Annotated in this window: 15 protein-coding genes; 8 read left to right on the top strand and 7 right to left on the bottom strand. The window is 72.9% G+C overall.

Features of this window, described 5'->3' with window-relative positions; all coding sequences use genetic code 11:
- Window positions 1-7: 7 nt before the first annotated feature.
- Window positions 8-781, bottom strand: coding sequence for a heliorhodopsin HeR (gene heR / locus ACFE7H_RS00075; RefSeq protein ID WP_375399151.1), 774 nt, complete (start codon window positions 779-781; stop codon window positions 8-10).
- 80 nt (window positions 782-861) lie between these two features.
- On the opposite strand from heR, the gene malQ reads away from it, so the two are divergent.
- From malQ to ACFE7H_RS00050, 5 genes are all read left to right on the top strand, one after another.
- Window positions 862-3,123: a 4-alpha-glucanotransferase gene (malQ, locus tag ACFE7H_RS00070; protein ID WP_375399150.1), complete on the top strand. Its 2,262-nt coding sequence runs from the start codon at window positions 862-864 to the stop codon at window positions 3,121-3,123.
- Between the two features lie 4 nt (window positions 3,124-3,127).
- The gene (locus ACFE7H_RS00065) at window positions 3,128-4,114 is read left to right on the top strand and encodes an aldo/keto reductase (protein WP_375399149.1); all 987 of its coding nucleotides are present in this window, start codon (window positions 3,128-3,130) and stop codon (window positions 4,112-4,114) included.
- A 76-nt stretch (window positions 4,115-4,190) separates the two neighbouring features.
- Complete coding sequence (locus ACFE7H_RS00060) at window positions 4,191-4,520, top strand: hypothetical protein (RefSeq protein ID WP_375399148.1); 330 nt, start codon at window positions 4,191-4,193, stop codon at window positions 4,518-4,520.
- A 116-nt stretch (window positions 4,521-4,636) separates the two neighbouring features.
- On the top strand, window positions 4,637-4,813 hold the full coding sequence (locus ACFE7H_RS00055) for an Rv0909 family putative TA system antitoxin (protein WP_375399147.1): 177 nt from the start codon (window positions 4,637-4,639) through the stop codon (window positions 4,811-4,813).
- Window positions 4,814-4,920: 107 nt separating this feature from the next.
- A complete protein-coding gene (locus ACFE7H_RS00050; protein ID WP_375399146.1) occupies window positions 4,921-5,331 on the top strand; it encodes an ester cyclase in 411 nt (136 codons plus the stop codon).
- Between the two features lie 40 nt (window positions 5,332-5,371).
- Here the strand turns inward: ACFE7H_RS00050 and ACFE7H_RS00045 are convergent, their stop codons facing one another.
- The 3 genes from ACFE7H_RS00045 to ACFE7H_RS00035 all read right to left on the bottom strand — a co-directional run bounded on the left by ACFE7H_RS00045 (window position 5,372) and on the right by ACFE7H_RS00035 (window position 8,890).
- A complete protein-coding gene (locus tag ACFE7H_RS00045) occupies window positions 5,372-6,415 on the bottom strand; it encodes a glycosyltransferase family 9 protein (protein ID WP_375399145.1) in 1,044 nt (347 codons plus the stop codon).
- Window positions 6,416-6,513: 98 nt separating this feature from the next.
- Window positions 6,514-7,740, bottom strand: a complete 1,227-nt coding sequence (locus tag ACFE7H_RS00040; RefSeq protein ID WP_375399144.1) for an MFS transporter — start codon at window positions 7,738-7,740, stop codon at window positions 6,514-6,516.
- Between the two features lie 220 nt (window positions 7,741-7,960).
- Window positions 7,961-8,890, bottom strand: a complete 930-nt coding sequence (locus ACFE7H_RS00035) for a ferritin-like domain-containing protein (RefSeq protein WP_375399143.1) — start codon at window positions 8,888-8,890, stop codon at window positions 7,961-7,963.
- 408 nt (window positions 8,891-9,298) lie between these two features.
- On the opposite strand from ACFE7H_RS00035, the gene ACFE7H_RS00030 reads away from it, so the two are divergent.
- Window positions 9,299-11,482 (top strand): TPM domain-containing protein, encoded by a 2,184-nt coding sequence (locus tag ACFE7H_RS00030; protein ID WP_375399142.1) that lies wholly within the window; start codon window positions 9,299-9,301, stop codon window positions 11,480-11,482.
- 83 nt (window positions 11,483-11,565) lie between these two features.
- On the top strand, window positions 11,566-12,279 hold the full coding sequence (locus tag ACFE7H_RS00025; RefSeq protein WP_375399679.1) for a PspA/IM30 family protein: 714 nt from the start codon (window positions 11,566-11,568) through the stop codon (window positions 12,277-12,279).
- Window positions 12,280-12,397: 118 nt separating this feature from the next.
- On the opposite strand, the gene ACFE7H_RS00020 is transcribed toward ACFE7H_RS00025, so the two are convergent.
- Window positions 12,398-13,009, bottom strand: coding sequence for a TetR family transcriptional regulator (locus ACFE7H_RS00020; protein WP_375399141.1), 612 nt, complete (start codon window positions 13,007-13,009; stop codon window positions 12,398-12,400).
- A gap of 107 nt (window positions 13,010-13,116) precedes the next feature.
- Here ACFE7H_RS00020 and ACFE7H_RS00015 point away from each other — a divergent pair, with 107 nt between their 5' ends.
- On the top strand, window positions 13,117-13,893 hold the full coding sequence (locus tag ACFE7H_RS00015) for an SDR family NAD(P)-dependent oxidoreductase (RefSeq protein ID WP_375399140.1): 777 nt from the start codon (window positions 13,117-13,119) through the stop codon (window positions 13,891-13,893).
- Between the two features lie 73 nt (window positions 13,894-13,966).
- Here ACFE7H_RS00015 and ACFE7H_RS00010 read toward each other — a convergent pair whose 3' ends face one another.
- Window positions 13,967-15,865: a thioredoxin domain-containing protein gene (locus tag ACFE7H_RS00010; RefSeq protein WP_375399139.1), complete on the bottom strand. Its 1,899-nt coding sequence runs from the start codon at window positions 15,863-15,865 to the stop codon at window positions 13,967-13,969.
- A 67-nt stretch (window positions 15,866-15,932) separates the two neighbouring features.
- The coding region (locus tag ACFE7H_RS00005; protein WP_375399138.1) for a hypothetical protein at window positions 15,933-16,703 on the bottom strand (771 nt) is incomplete at its 5' end.

Below are 16,703 nucleotides of genomic sequence, written 5' to 3'. Positions count from 1 at the left end.
GGCGGCGTCAGGCCGAGGGCAGGGCGATCCCGAGTACCACGAGCAGCGCGAACAGCGTCGCCGCCACCGCGCTCAGCACGACGTACCGCTGCTCGCCGGCGATCAGCACCCGCAGGCGGTCGGCGCCATCCGCCGCGGCGATGCGGCGCTGCTCCCGCCACTGGGTGATGAAGAAGACGAACGCGGCTGCGAGCAGCACCAGAGTGGTCACCCGCACGATCGGGGTGGGGCCGGCGCCGACCACTCCGGCGCCCAGCTGGTGGAACGCGATCACCCCCCACGGCACGATGCCGAGCGCGGCGCCGAAGCAGAGCGGCAGCAGCGGATGTCCCGCGGTCACCGTGACGCGCTCCTGCAGCACGCTGCAGAGCACCAGGCCGCTCGTGATCGCATAGATCGGGACGAGCGCACCCAGTTCGGCGACGCCGTTCAGCTGTGCGATCAGGAAGATGCGGATGGAGGAGGTGAACGCGAACTCCAGCCAGCGCGCGTCATGGTGGTTCAGCGCGAGCGCGGCGTCACGGCGTCGGCGGAGCGGGCCGGCGAGCAGCAGCAGGCGGGCCAGTCCGGTGAGCACGAGCAGCAGGATCGCGGCCGCCGCAGCGTCGACCTGCGCCAGCTGCACGCGATCGACGGTGCCGCTCGCGCCGCGCAGGCCGGCCGTGACCGGCAGACGCACACTGCCGCCGGTCGCCACCAGGGCGACGGTGAGCAGGGCGGCCTCCACCAGCAGCAGGCCGCCGGCCACCGCGTCGGTGCGGCGGAGCGCGGCGGGAGTCACGGGGCAATCCTTCCGCACACGGGCGCAGAGATCTCGGCTCCCGAAAGGAGTGTTCGGCTGCGTCCGCCAGGATCGTCCGCGTGACGAACCCCGATGCGGACCTGGTCGAACTCGCCCACACCCACGGCGTCGCGACCTCGTTCACCGACTGGCGCGGCAGCACCGTGCAGGTGGCCGCGGAGACGATCCGCACCGTGCTGCGGGCGGTCGACGTCGATCCGGCCGACCCGGCCGCAGCCCTCCGGCGCCATCGCCTGGCGCCGTGGCGGCGCACGCTGCCGCCCTGCGTCGTCCTGATCGCCGGCACCGAGGCGGGGCTGACAGTGCACGTGCCGCACGGCGACCCGGTGCAGGTGACCCTGCGACTGGAAGCGGGGCGGACGCTGCAGCTCGTGCAGCGGGAGCACTCGGTCGAACCGCGACGGATCGACGGCGACCTGGTCGGCGAAGCCGCGTTCACCCTGCCCGCCGACCTGCCCCTCGGCTACCACGAGGCGACGGCAGTGTCCGGGTCGATCACCGCACAGACCACGATCATCGTCACGCCCGCCCGGCTGCGCCTTCCCGAACGCCTGGGTGATCGGCGCGGCTGGGGCGTCGCCGCGCAGCTGTACAGCGTGCGCTCCCGCGCCTCGTGGGGCGTCGGCGACCTGACCGACCTGACCGACCTCGCTGTCTGGGCGGGCTCCCGGCTGGGCGCCGACTTCGTGCTGGTGAACCCCCTGCACGCCGCCGAGCCGGTCGCGCCGCTGCAACCGTCGCCCTACCTGCCGTCGTCGCGGCGCTTCTTCAACCCGCTGTATCTGCGGCCCGAGCGCATCCCGGAGTACGCCGACCTGGGACTCGACGCCCGCGAGGAGATCGACGCCCTCGCGAGGCGCGTGCGGGACGACGGCCGGAGCCACGTGCCGGCGGACGGTCGGCGCGAGGAGCAGCCGGAGCACACCCCGAGCCAGGAGCTGCCGGACGACGCCGACCGGATCGACCGCGACAGCGCCTGGACCGCCAAGCGGGCGGCGCTGCGGCTGATCTTCGCGGTGCCCCGCAGCCTCGGCCGCGAGCTGGACCTGCAGGCGTACCGGCAGCGCCAGGGCGACGCCCTGACGGACTTCGCCGTCTGGAGCGCCATCGCCGTGGCGCACGGCAGCGACGCGCGCACCTGGCCGCCGCCTCTGCGGGACCCGTCCTCCGCCGAGGTCGCCGCATACGCGCAGCAGCATGCGCGCGAGGTCGACTTCGCGGTGTGGCTGCAGTGGCAGCTGGACGAGCAGCTGCAGACGGCGCAGGCGAAAGCCGTGCAGTCCGGCATGGCGCTCGGCACGATGCACGACCTGGCCGTGGGTGTGCACCCCGGCGGCGCGGACGCCTGGCGGTCGCCGCAGGCCTACGCCGCGGGCGTGAGCGTGGGCGCTCCTCCCGACCCCTTCAACCAGCTGGGTCAGAACTGGCGCCAGCCGCCCTGGCGTCCGGATGCCCTCGCCCAGGCCGCCTACGCGCCGTTCCGGGATCTGATCGCCGCCGTGCTGCGCCACGCGGGCGGCGTGCGGGTGGACCACATCATCGGCCTGTTCCGCCTCTGGTGGGTGCCGGAGGGCCGCGACGCATCCGAGGGCGTCTATGTGCGCTACGACCACGACGCGATGATCGGCGTGCTGGCATTGGAGGCGCATCGCGCCGGAGCGGTGGTCGTCGGCGAGGACCTGGGCGTCGTCGAGCCGGTCGTGCGCGACGTGCTGCGCGACCGCGGGATGCTCGGCACCTCCATTCTGTGGTTCGAGCGGGACGAGGGCCGGCCGCTGCCGGCGGAGCGGTGGCGCGAGGCGTGCCTGGCGGCCGTGACCACCCACGACCTACCGCCGACGGCCGGCTACCTGGCGGGCGACCACGTACGGCTGCGGGAGCGGCTGCATCTGCTGACCCAGCCGGTGGAGCAGGAGCTGGCCGCCGACACCGCGGAGCGCGCGGCCTGGCTCGCGGAGCTGACGGCGCGCGGACTGCTCGCCGAGTCCGAGTCCCAGTCCCCGTCCGAGTCCCCGTCCGAGGTGCAGACGATCACCGCCCTGCATCGGTACCTGACCCTGACGCCGGCGCGGCTGCTCAGCATCGCCCTGACGGATGCGATCGGCGACCGTCGCACGCAGAACCAGCCCGGCACCGAGGACGAGTACCCGAACTGGCGCGTGCCGCTCGCCGGGCCGGACGGCCGCCCGGTCCTGCTCGACGACGTCATCACCTCCGCGCGTGCCGCCGAACTGGCCCGTGCGGTCCGGGACGGGCTCCGGTCCGGGCTCCGGTCCGGGGAGCATCGCTCAGGTCCGATCAAGGGGGGCGGGCCAGGCTGATCAGATGGAATACACGCACCTGGGCCGCTCCGGCCTGTCCGTCTCCCGGCTCTGCCTCGGCACCATGAACTTCGGCATGGAGGCCACCGAACCCGACAGCTTCGCGATCATGGACGCCGCCCATGACGCGGGTATCAACTTCTTCGACACCGCCAACCGCTACGGCGGCAAGACCGGTCCGGGCGGCACCGAGACGATCGTCGGCAACTGGTTCGCGCAGGGCGGCGCCCGCCGCGAGAAGACCGTGCTGGCCACCAAGCTCTACGGCGGGATGCCCCTGAACGGCCGCGACGACTGGCCCAACACCGGCAAGCTCTCGGCCCTCAACATCCGGCGCGCGCTCGACGCCAGCCTGACCCGCCTGCAGACCGACTACATCGACCTCTACCAGTTCCACCACGTCGACCGGGACACCCCGTGGGACGAGATCTGGCAGGCGATGGAGACCGCCGTCGCCCAGGGCAAGATCCTGTACGCCGGCAGCAGCAACTTCGCCGGCTGGCACCTGGCGACCGCGCAGGAGCACGCGCGGCGCCGCGGCTTCACCGGCCTGGTCAGCGAGCAGTCGATCTACAACCTGCTGGTGCGCGACGTGGAGTTGGAGGTGCTGCCCGCCGCGCAGGCGAACGGCATCGGGGTCATCCCGTGGTCGCCCCTGCAGGGCGGGCTGCTCGGCGGCGTGCTCGGCAAGGAGCGCAGCGGGTCCAGGCGCACGTCGGGCCGGGCGAAGGAGTCGCTCGACGCGCACCGCGACGCGATCCAGCAGTACGAGGATCTGGCCGCCGAGCTGGGCGCCGAGCCCGGCGACGTCGCGCTCGCCTGGCTGCTGCACCAGCCCGCGGTCACCGCGCCGATCATCGGGCCGCGCACCGGCGAGCAGCTCGCAGCCGGACTCCGCGCGCTCGACCTGACTCTGGACGACGACACCCTCGCCCGCCTCGACGCGATCTTCCCCGGCCACAAGACCGCCCCTGAGGACTACGCCTGGTAAGGACCTGCCTGGTCTGGACCGTGCCTGGTCTGGACCGTGCCTGGTCAGAACCGAGCCAACTCGAAGGAGTCACCGCATGCTGCGTGCCGTCTACGTCCGAACGCTGAAGCCCGGCGTCACGGACGATCAGTACATCCAGGCGTGGATGCCGGAGGGGGTCGACCGGGACGAGTACCGGGCCCGGGTCAGCGTGTCGCACTCCACCGTGCACGAGCGCGAGACCGTGACCGTGTTCGAGTTCGAGGGAGACCGGGACGACGTGTTGAACGCCCTGGGCGAGCTGGTCCGCACCGACTGGCGCGACCGGGTCGCGCAGGTGGTCGAGGACACGACCGTCGAGACGATCTTCGAGCAGACCGTCACCTTCGGCACCGTGGCGGCGCCGTACCGTTCGCAGGGCGACTGACCGCGCCCACCCGCCGAGGCGCTCACGGGAGCGTGGAGACGACGTTCATCCAGCGTCAGCAGACTGCGGTGCGAACGAATCATGCGAACGAATCACGCGAACGAAGGAGCACACTCATGGCTGGTCTCGGCGACGTGGCAGGCAACTTCCTGAACAGCGACAAGGGCGAGCAGATCAGCGACTCCGCCCTCGACAAAGCCGCAGGCGCGGCCTCGGCGAAGGCCGGTGACTCGCACGAGGAGCAGATCGACAAGATCCGCGACGCGGCAGACGGCAAGCTCGGCGACGAGTAACTGGACGATCAGTTGAACGACGGGCAGCCGAACAACGGGCAGCCGAACGACGGGCAGTCGGACGACGGGCAGTCGGACGACGGGCAGCCGAACAGGGAGGCCGGCCCATGGCGATCGAGGTAACGGAGGGCGGGCAGGCGACGCTCGACCTGATGGGCACGCTGGGCGATCAGTCGCTGCCACTCGACCGGAAATTCGTCCCCGGCTTCGTCGATCACGACCCGGCGCCCGGCCAGCCCGAGGACGGCAGCGGGCTCGCGTGGTACTGGGGCCGGTTCGCGGAGTCGTTCTCGGACATCGAGCGCGAGGTCGTCGAGACGATCGCCACACCGGAGCACCTGATCACGGTCATGAACCTGACGGCCACCCACACCGGCGACTTCCTGGGCCACGCGGCCACCGGCAAGCGGTTCACCGTGCGGAACGTGCAGGTGGCCAAGTTCGTCGACGGCCGCATGTCCGAACGCTGGGGTTCCACCGACCAGCTCGGCATCCTGCAGCAACTCGGGCTCGTCTGAGCCCAGGACCGCTCGGAGGCCCCGTGCCTCGGAGCGGTGATCAGGCCGTTTCGGCGAGGAGTCGCTGAGCGGCCGCGACGACGGCCTCCGGTGGGACGCCGGTCAGGCAGGGGTGCCCGGGGACCGGGCAGAGTTGCGCCCGGGTACCCCGGCAGGCGGCGTGCTGGTCGCCGAGCAGCACGGTCGGGACCCCGTACGGTGCCCAGCGCACCGCGGGGACGACGGCGGAGAACAGGCCGACGATCGGCACGCCGACGGCGGCGGCGAGGTGCGCCGGGCCGGTGTTGCCGACGACCATCACGCGGGCGCCGCCGATCACCGCGACCATGCCGCGCAGGTCGAGCCGGCCGCCGAGGTCGATGCCGGTGGTCCCCGCCACGAGCGCGGTCAGGTCGCGCTCGTGGCGCCCGCCGGTCACGACCACCGGGTGGCCGAGCGCCGTCAGCTGTTCGACCGCGGCCGCGTGCTGCTGCGCCGGATACTCCCGCGCCGGCACCTGTGCGCCCGGGTGCACGACCAGGTATCGCGGCGGGAGCGACGCCAGCACGGCGGGCGGGTCGTCGATCGCGATGACGGCGAGCGCTCCGTCGTCGCCGTCGGGCAGCGTGTACCCGGCCGCGGCGACGATGCGCAGGTTGCGCTCCGGCTCGGGGATGTCCTCGGGAAAGTCGTCGCCGGGCAGCAGCCGGATGTCGAGCAGCCCGGCCGAGGCCTGCACGGAGGCGCCGGTGATCCGCTGGACGCCGGCCAGCTTCAGCAGCAGCGCGATCGGCAGCGGCGACTGGTGGAAGGCGGTGAGCACGATCACCTCGTCGGGGTCGCACTCCGTCACGAGCGCCTCGACCTCGTCGACCAGCAGTCGGTCGACCGGCCGGTCGACGGCCGTGATCCAGGGTGTGCCGATCACCCGCACCTGCGCCACGCCGGGCAGCAGTCGGGCGGCGGCCTCGCCGCGCGGGCCGGCGAGCAGCCACACCTCCGTGTCGGGCCGGGCGGCCACTGCGCGAATCGCGGGCCCGGCCATCAGCACGTCGCCCATGCTGTCCATCCGGGCGACGAGCACACGGCGGGGTCGATCGGCCATCCTCCCAGTATGGGCGGCGCGCTCGCCCTCCGGATCAGGCTCCGGGTTCGGGCTGCAGGGTCGGGCTGCAGGCTCAGGCCGCACGGGCTGCCGCGAAATCACGTCCCAGGGTTCGGCCGCACCGACGTGCGGACGCGTCGCCGCACCAGCAGCAGGGCGGAGGCGACCCAGACGACCCCGACGCCCACGGTGAGCAGGCGCGCGTCGGCGTGCACGACCAGGCCGACCAGCGCGGCGCCCAGGGCGGCGGCGGCGGTGCGCAGTCCCGAACCGACGGTGAAGACCTGCGCCTGCACGGCGGCGGGGCTCTCGGAGCGGCGGATGCGGAACAGGGCGGCGATCGCGGCCGCGTCGGGCAACCCCGACAGCGCGTACGCCACGACGGCCAGCGGCAGGGTCGGAGCGACCGCCGCCAGCAGGGTGCAGAGTCCGATGACGGCGAAGCCGGCGCCCATGACGACCTCGGCGCGCGCTGCGGAGAGACGCCGGGCGATCGCCGGCAGGGTGGCGAGCCCCGCGCCGGCGAGCCCGCCGACGGCGAACGCGGTGAGCAGCACCCCGCCTCCGGACGCCGCAGCGCCCGTCTGCAGCGCGAACGCCACGGCGACGACGGGCAGCGCGCCGGCACCGACCTGCGTCAGCGTCGCGGAGGCGGTGGCCCGGGCAAGCGGTGGATGGGTGAGCAGGTGCGTCACGCCGGCGCGGATCCCGGCGAGTACGCCGAGCGTCGGTGCGGGTGCAGACGCGGATCCGCCGTCCGTTCCGACGCGCCGATGGATGGGCAGCAGGGCGAGCAGCGCGCCGCCGATGAGTGCCAGGAGCGCGAGCAGCAGCATCGCGTCCCGAGGGGAGGCGACCGCGACCGCCGTGGCGACGACTGCGGGTCCCGCGACGCTCGCCACGTTGTACGAGAGGGCGTCGATCGCGAACCCGCGGGCAGCGTCGTGGCTCATCAGGTCGCCCGCGAAGCTGGACAGCCCGCCGAGGAACACCGGCAGGGCCAGTCCGCCGGTGCCGAGCGTGACGATCACCACCGGCAGGGGCACCGATCCGGCGAACGCGGCGACCGCGAGCGCCGCCGCCAGCAGGACCGCCGCGACGGTCATAGCCCGACCGGGTGAGCGCACCGCGTCTAGGACGGCGCCCACCGCGGGCGCCGCGATCACGCTCGGCGCGGTGAGCACGGCGATCAGGGCGGCGCCGAGGGCCAGGTCGTGCAGCGAGCGGACGGCGACCAGGGTCAGCCCCAGTTCCGTGCCGCTGGAGACCAGGCGCAGCGGTACCGAGGCCAGCAGATAGCCCGCCTCCGCCCGCCGCCCCTGCATCCGCCCAGTGTTCCGCACGCGCCGTTCCGCACGCGCCGCGATGTCCTGCTGCGATCCGCATCAGGACGATCCGGCATCGGGGATATCGAGTGTCGAAGCAAAGGGTCGCGAGAAAGCGCACCAGTACGTCAGCGGAGAATACGCGCAACTCCCATCCGGGTACGAAGGAATACCGCACGCGCATGGTGCGTGCGGTATTCCGTCGTGAATCGGAACGTGTTTAGCGGGAGTCGGCGCTCGTGTTGATGTCGCCGTTCACGCCCGCCGGGAAGAACCCGCCCTTGGTCACCGGGGCCGGGTTCAGGTAGACGATGTTCAGCACCTGGCCCGTGGTGCGGCCGAAGGCGATGCTGTTCTTGTCGGTCGGGACCAGGTTGCCGGTCTTCTTGCTGCCGATGCCCTGGTCGTCGTCGCTGTGCCCGTCCAGGCTGTCCCTGGCGTCGGACAGCTTCTGCACCGTGTGGTAGATCGACGAGGCGTGGTAGCCCTCCGCGTACAGCGTGGAGCGGATGATGCCGGCGTGGTACGCCTCCACCGCCAGGATGCCCGCGGCGGCGTCGAGGTAGGTCTTGTTCGAGAGGAACGCGGCGGCACCCTTGTAGGCGGTCACCCCGACGTCCTCGAACAGGAAGGCGGCCAGCAGGAAGTTCGTCTCGTTCGCGAACGCGTCGAACTTCTGACCCTTCTTCACCACACCGGCGGCCTGCGCCGCCGCGGTGAAGGAGTCGCGCAGGTTGATGGCCGGCCGCGCCACCTTGGCGCCGGCGAGCGCTCCCCGCAGGAACGCGACGTGGGCACGCTCGTCCTGCGCGATCTCGCGGGCGTAGTTCTTGATCGCCTTGGTGCGGAAGTGCACCTCGCGACCGCCGGTCACGCCGCCGACGGTGCCGTTCCCGTCGATCGCCGAGAGGCCGCGGCCCGTCACGGCACGCAGGTAGAACTCGGCCTCCAAGTACTCCAGGTTCAACGCGAAGTTCAGGATCGATGCGTCGCTCGGTGCGTCGGCGGCGGATGCGGCGGTGGCGGGAACGAGCATCGCGGCGGCGGTACCGGCGCCGGCGAGCCCGGTCATGGTGAGCAGCTTGCGACGGTCGAGCGGCGTCTCAGCACTCCGATCGATCACGGTCGTCAGGAATTGTTTGGTGAACATACGGTGTCTCCTGTTCGTTGGGTTTGCGAACAGACCTCCCCCGGGGCCTCGTCGCCGGCACCCCGTTCGGTGGGTGCCCTGCTCGCACCGTACGTCGTCGTGAAGCGAATAGCGAATAGTATTTCGGCGGATTTCCGGCCCGCCCCAATCCAGGTTCCCGACCGCTCCGAACTCGGAATGCGCCGTTTTCTTCGCAGCCCGTCGAGGTGAAGATCCGGTGAACAGTCGCTGGATGAATACGGTGTCCGAACCGCGTGCGCGTGGGGTCGTGACGACCGCGCTGTGACGACCGACCCTCCTGTGCGCAGCACGGGCTCATAGCTCGTACCGGGGTGGGCCTCGGTACGATCGCCCTGATCCACCGGAGCCGCTCCATCGCCGCACGGTGCCGCACGGAAGGACCGCTCGATGCGTCTGCGACTCGCCCGAGGGCGTGCTGTCGCCGCCGGGCTGGCGCTCGCCGCGGCGCTGGCGCTGTTCGCCCCCTCGGCCGCCGCGCTCGCCGCCGACCCGGTGAACCTGAACGGCGCCACGGTGGTCGACCAGGCCGACGCACTCACCAGCAGCCAGGAGGCGACGGTCCGCTCCGCACTGTCGTCCGCCGCAGACTCGGTCGGCGGCACGGTGGCGGTGGTCTTCGTCGACACGTTCACCAACCCGAGCGACGACCAGCAGTGGGCCACGACCACCGCGGAACGCAGCGGGCTGGGCAGCGGCGACGTGGTGCTGGCCGTCGCGGTGCAGAGCCGGCAGTACGGGTTCGCGCGATCGACGGACTTCGCTCTGTCGCGCGCCGACGTGCAGCAGGTCGTCGACGACGACGTGCGGCCGCAGCTGAGCAACTCCGACTGGGCGACGGCGGCGACCGCCTTCGCGACCGGTCTGCGGCAGGCCGAGGACGGCGCCGGCTCCAACGGCGGCACCTCGAACGGAAGCACCTCGAACGGGACTGCCGCCGCGGGCCAGTCCGCCGGCGGCGGGCTCGGGTTGCTCGTGCTGCTGGTGGCGGTGCTCGCCGCGGTACTGATCGTCGTGGCCGTGCTGCGTCGCCGCCAGCGGGCCCGAGCCGCAGCCGGTATCGGTGCGGGCGAGCCGAGCCCCGTCGGCCCACCCCCGGTCGACCAGAAGGAGTTGGACACCCGATCCAGCCGCGACCTGATCGGCCTGGATGACGCCCTGACCGCCAGTGAGCAGGAACTCGGATTCGCCCAGGCGGAGTTCGGCGACCAGGCGACCGCGGACTTCACGACCGCGCTCGCCACGGCCCGCGAACAGGCGAAGCAGGCCTTCGCCCTCCGCCAGCAACTGGACGACGAGATCCCGGAGACGCCGGACCAGCGGCGCAGTATGACGCAGCAGATCATCCAGCTGTGCGGCTCCGCGCGCGGGGCGCTCGACGCGCAGAAGGCGGCGTTCGACGACCTGCGCAAGCTGGAGCAGCAGCTGCCGGCCGGTGTCGCCGCCGCGAACGCCGACCGACAGCGGTTGCAGTCGCGGGCCGCGCAGTCGGCGGCGACCCTGGATCGGCTGCGCTCGCAGTACGGCGACGATGCGGTGCGCGGCGCCGCCGACGACCTGAACCAGGCCCGAGAACTGCTGACGCTGGCGGGCTCCGCGCTCGGCGACGCCGCACCCGGCGGTGGGACACCCTCCGATCCCGGCCGCCCCGGTGCCACCGCCGCCGGTTCCACTGCCGCCGCAGGAGGGACCGCGGGCACTGCCACAGCCACGACCACCGGCCAGGGCGCGGTCGCCCTGCGCGCCGCGCAGCAGTCGATCGCCCAGGCCGGCACGCTGCTTGCGGGGATCACCGCCGCGCCGGAGGAGTTCATGGCGATCAAGCGGCGCCTCGACGCGGCCGTGGATGACACCCGGTCGGATATCGCGGAGGCGCAGGCGGCATCGGGTCGCGCCGGCGACGACGGCCCCGCGATCGACACCGCGGTCCGGGAGGCACGGTCCGCGATCGCCGACGTCGACACGCAGGCACCGCCGGTGGCGCTCGCCGCGGTCGAGAAGGCGAACGCGGCACTGGATCGCATCCTGTCGCGCGTCCGCGACCGCGACGCCCAGCTGCAGCGCGCGGCGCAGACCCTGCCGCGCGTGCTCGACGCGGCGGAGCGGTCCGTCGACGCGACCCGCCGCTTCATCGACAGCCGCCGCGGCGGTGTCGGCGCCGACGCGCGCACCCGGATCACGGAGGCGCAGCGGCAGCTCGACCTGGCCGTGCAGGCGCAGCAGAGCGACCCCGTCGCAGCGTTGTCCGCCGCGCAGACGGCCCAGGCGCGCGCCACCGAGGCGTACGAACTGGCGCAGCAGGACGTCGACGACTTCCGTGGCGGCCGCGGACCCTTCGGCGGCGGTGGAATCGGTGGTGGAGGCGGCGGCGGCATCGTGGCCGGCGCCCTGCTGGCCGGCGTGCTCGGCGGGGTCCTCTCCGGTGGGCACGGCGGCGGAGGTTGGGGCGGCGGAGGCGGCTGGGGCGGTGACGTCGGCGGCGGTTGGGGCGGCGGCGATGGCGGCGGAGGCGGCTTCGACGGGGGCGGAGGCGGCTTCGGAGGCGGCGACTCAGGTGGTGGCGGAGGCTTCTGATCGGCAGACTCGTGGGCGGGCGGCCACAGGCCAGGTGCACACGCAGGACACGAACACCCACACGAATGAAGGACAAGGATCCCATGGTGAAGCAGTCGATCTTCGGCCGCATCTCGCAGCTGGTGCGAGCGAACGTGAACAACCTCATCGACCAGGCGGAGGACCCCAAGCTGATGCTCGATCAGCTGGTGCGCGACTACACGAACAGCATCGCGGAGGCGGAGGACGCGATCGCCCAGACGATCGGCAACCTGCGCATGATGGAGCAGGACCACGCCGAAGACGTCTCCGACGCGGCCGAGTGGGGCCGCAAGGCGCTGGCGGCCAGCGCCAAGGCCGACCAGCTGCGCACCTCGGGTCAGGCCGCCGACGCGGACAAGTTCGACAACCTGGCCAAGGTCGCGATCGGCAAGCAGCTGCAGTCCGAGCGCGAGGCGAAGACGGCCGAACCGACGATCGCGTCGCAGAACGAGGTCGTCGAGAAGCTGAAGACGGGCCTCGAAGGCATGCGCGGCAAGCTCGGCGAGCTGACGGCGAAGCGCAACGAGCTGCTCTCCCGGCAGAAGCTGGCCTCGGCGCAGTCGCAGGTGCACGACGCGATGAAGAGCGTCAACGTGCTCGACCCCACGAGCGAGATCGGCCGCTTCGAGGAGAAGGTGCGCCGCGAGGAGGCCAAGGTGATCGGTCAGCAGGAGCTCGATTCCTCCAGCCTCGACGCCCAATTCGAGAGCCTGGACGACCTGGGCAAGCAGTCCGAGGTCGAGGCCCGCCTCGCCGCACTGAAGGCCGGCAGCTGAAGCGCCTGGTGGTGCGGCTGCTGATCGTGGCGGTCGCCTTCGCCCTGGCGCGTCTCTTCCGCTGAGCGCAGGCCGCGCCTCTCACGCCCGCCGCTCCGCCCCCCGCGGGAGGGCACACCTACCGCGCGACGCCGGAGGGGTCGTCCGGGCGTGCGAGTCGTTCGGCCGCCGCCACCACGGTCGCTCGTCGGCGCGCCCGTTCGTCGACGTCGTCGGGGCCGGCTCCGGTCAGCATGAAGGCGAGCTGCGGCACGCTGAACCACCACGCCGCGAGCGCGATCGCCACGAACACCAGGTGGTCGGCGTCGAGGAACGTCCCCGAGCTGCTCTCGCGCTGCGCCGCTCGATAGGTCGCGACCTTGTCGCGGTAGTGGCCGGTCCTGCGCTCCACATCGGCGATCGGCCCGTCGGCCAAGCCCTCCCAGAGGAGCAGTCGCGCGAGCTGCGGGTGCTCCGCGTAGTAGTCGAACGTGCGGCCCGCGAACTCGCCGACCGCTTCGAAGCCGCCGGTCGGAGGCGTCACCGAGCGCGACAGCAGCGCCATCTCCTCGGCGAGGATCGTGTCGAACAGCGTCCGCTTGTCGCCGAAGTAGTTGTAGAGCCGCTCCTTGTTGATGCCCGCGCGCGCCGCGATGTTCGCCATCGTGGTGCCGTCGAGCCCGTGCGCCGCGAATTCGATCGCCGCCGCGTCCCGCAGCCGGCTCCTCGTACCCTCCGTGTCCCATGCCATGCCGGGCAGCCTAGCCAAACTCCAACTGTAAAGTTGCAGTTGCTCGCCGCGAAGCATAGGGTCATCAGCAACTCCACCGTTGGAGATGCCCGTCGAAAGGACAACTCATGGCTCAGTCACGCGTCGCGATCATCACCGGAGCGTCCCAGGGGATCGGCGAAGCCGCCGCCCACGTGTTCGCCGAGGACGGCGTACGGCTGGTGCTCTCCGACCTGACGGACGCGGTGCACGCGGTCGGTACCGAGATCGCCGCGGCGTTCCCGTCGTCGCAGACGGTGTCGGTCGTGACCGATCTCAGCGACCCCGCAGCGTGCGACGCGCTCGTGGCCCGCGCGGTCGAGCAGCACGGCTCGCTCGACATCGTCATCCATGCCACCGCGGTCATGCAGCAGGTGGGACCGGTGCAGACCACCGATCCGGACGACTGGGACCGGGTGCTGGCGATGAACGCGCGCGGCCCGTTCCTGCTGAGCCGCAGTGCGCTGCGCGTGCTCCCCCGGCCGGGCGGCCGGATCGTCTTCACCGGCTCCGCGACCGGGCAGATCGGGCAGGCGTACCTGGCCGCGTACAGCGCGTCGAAGGGCGCACTGCGCGCGTTCACCCACAGCCTGGCGCTCGAGGTGGCAGCGGAGGGCATCACCGTCAACGGTGTCGCTCCGGCACACGTCGAAGCCGCGATCAATCAGAGTGCCCTGGAGCGCGCGGCGGCCGAGACGGGCCGTTCCGTCGAGGATCTGCGAGCGGAGCGCGACAGCGGCATCCCCGTGCGGCGGCAGGCGACCGCTCGGGAGATCGCGCAGGGCATGCACTACCTCGCCTCGCCCGAAGCCGCGTACGTCACGGGCACCTGGCTCGACATCAACGGCGGGGCGCTGCTGCGATAGCTCCTGATCCGACCGCCGAGCCGGCGGCGCGTGCGGCGAGCGGTGACCGGCCGCTGATCCGATGGGCGCCGTCTCAGCCGGCGGCGGCCAGCGCCCGCGGGTCGGTGATCGGCAGGCGGCAGACGAAGTCGCGGCAGAGGTAGGCGGTCGCCGTCCCGGAATGCACGCTGCGGCCCTCGAACAGTTCGAACCCGGCGGCGGCGAACGCCCGCGCCGCCGCCTCGTCGACGACGGCAGTCACGGCGGCGCGCACCCCGCGTGCCGTCTGCGCCAGCGGCGCCTCGCGGTCCGCCGACACGACGACCAGCTGCGTCAGCGGCTCGGCCTGCTGCAGCGCCAGCCCGAGCAGCGCGGCGGACCCGATCGGGCGCTCGATCGCCCGCTGCAGGTGCGGCGCGATCGCCGCGCGGGAGCGGGCGTCGAGGGCGGCGTCGCCGGTCAGCGCCCACAGCCGCCAGGCGGCGCGGGCGATTCCGGAGAGGCCGGAGGGCGCCGCGCCCTCGCTCAGGTCCGCCTCCGCGGACAGACCGAACGCGGCAAGGGTGGCGTCGCCCCCGCCGGGCACGGCGAACCCGGCGCCCTGCGAGCACGCCGTGACCAGCTCACGGGCGGCCACGGCGTACTCGGGCCGGCCGGCGGCGAGCGCCAGGTCGAGCAGGCCGTCGGCCAGCAGCCCGTAGTCCTCCAGCGTCGCCGCAGCGGTCGAGGGCGCCCCGTCCAGGGAGGCGCGGATCAGCAGGCCGTCCGGGCCGCGATGCCGGGCGAGCAGTGCGTCGGCCGTATCGGCGGCGAGCGCGACCCAGGACCAGTCGCCGAGCAGCGCGCCCGCGTGCGCCAGGGCGCCGATCGCGAGCCCGTTCCAGCCGGTCAACACCTTGCCGTCGACCGCGGGCGGCGGCTGGCCCGCGCGCGCCGCCGCGTCGAGACCGTAGTAATCGCCCTCGACGCGCACCCCGTCGACCGTGCTCTCGGAGTCCTGCGCCGACCCGAAACCGCCCTCTCGCCGGCGCAGTACCTGGTCGAGGAAGCGCACGACGCCGGCGGCGGTCGCCCGGTCGCCCGCCTCGGCATACGCGCGGAGCAGCAGGGCGTTGTCGGTGAGCATCCGCTCGTAGTGCGGTTCGCTCCAGTCGCGGCGCGTGGCGTACCGGAAGAAGCCGCCCTCGACCGGGTCGCGCAGGCCGCCGTCGCGGATCGCGGTCAGCGCACGGGTGGCGACGTCGCCCACCGCGCCGGTCGGCTCGTCCGGCCGGGCCGCCCCGCTCACCGAGCGGTTGGTCAGCGGCACGCCGTGCACCAGCGGCGATCGGTCGAGTGCCAGGGCGAGCAGCAGCACCGGCGCCACCGGGAATTTGGGGGCGCCGCCGAAGCCGCCGTGCACGGGATCCTCGAAACCGACCAGGTCCTGCGCGATTCGGGCGAAGTCGGCCGGAGCAAGTCCGCTCGTCCCGGCAGCGTCGGTCGCCTCCTCCGCCGCCGCGCGCAGCGCCTCGATCACCTGCGCCGCACTGCCCTCCACCTGGTCGCGGCGCTGCGTCCATGCCTCCGCCACCGCGTTCAGCACCTGGGCGAACGACGGCTGGCCGGCGACGGCGCGGGGCGGCGAATAGGTGCCGGCATAGAAGGCACGGCCGGCGGGGGTCACGAACACGTTCAGCGGCCAGCCGAGGTGCTGGGTGAAGGCGCCGGCGGCGGCCAGGTATGCCGCGTCGACCTCGGGATGCTCCTCACGGTCCACCTTCACCGCCACGAAGCGGGCGTTCAGCGACGCCGCCAGCGCGGGATCGCTGAAACTCTCCCTGGCCATCACGTGGCACCAGTGGCAGGTGGAGTAGCCGATCGAGACGAGCACGGGCACGTCGCGTCGGGCCGCCTCGGCGAAGGCGGCCTCGCCCCACGGGTACCAGTCGACCGGGTTGTCGGCGTGGCTGCGCAGGTACGGGCTGAGCGACTGCGCCAGCCGGTTGCTCACGGGCGCCCGGCCACGACGTCGATCGGTGCAGTCAGGGCGATCGGCGCGATCAGGGCGATCGGCGCGGTCAGGGCGTGACCTGCAGCAGGGGTGTCGAGGCCCCCTGCACCTGGATCTGCACCTGGCGGATGTCGGCCACGGGCGCGGAGACGGCAGCAGCGAGCCCCAGCGCGCGCTGGCCGGTGCCGCGCCAGGTGGCGACGCTCGTGGACTGGCCGTCGGCGGTGACGACCACCATCTCGTAGTCGGTCGTGCCGTCGAGGGTGGCGCCGTAGTCGACGGACCAGGCCAGCTGGGTTCCCCAGTCGGCCGCGATGATGCGGACGCGGGCGGTCATCGTGGTCGGCCCCACGGCCTGCATCGGGCGGGTGTCCGCGGCAGGCCCTGGGACGCCCGAACCGAGCGGCAGCACCGATCCGAACACCGTCCCCACGAGCAGCAGCGCCAGGATCGTGGAGCTGGCGACCACGACCGAGACGCGTCGCCGCATCCGCCGCCGAGTAGCGGTGGGGGCGTGCTCGGCGGCCGTGCGCAGTTCGAGCGGCGGTTCCGCTCGGTCGTAGGCGGCGCGCGCCGACTCCACGTCGTCGCCCGACAGCCGGGCCAGGTCGCGCAGCGCCGCGTCGCACTCGTCGCAGCCGACCACGTGCCGCTCGTAGTCACGTCGAGCGGCCGGATCGAGGATTCCGAGCAGGTAGGCCGTCTCCCAGTCGCGGTAGCGATCGTCGATGGTGCGTGCCTCCCGCCGCTCGTGCTCAGCGGTCACGGTACTCGACGCGCGCAGGCGGTGCACCGGGCGCGGGCGGAGGCGGGGGCTCGGGGAGGCGGGGCGGGGCGG

The sequence above is a fragment of the uncultured Amnibacterium sp. genome, from assembly GCF_964250715.1.
Lineage (GTDB): Bacteria > Actinomycetota > Actinomycetes > Actinomycetales > Microbacteriaceae > Amnibacterium.
Note: the sequence above shows the minus strand (reverse complement) of the source record. Positions and strands in the feature narration are given on the sequence as shown.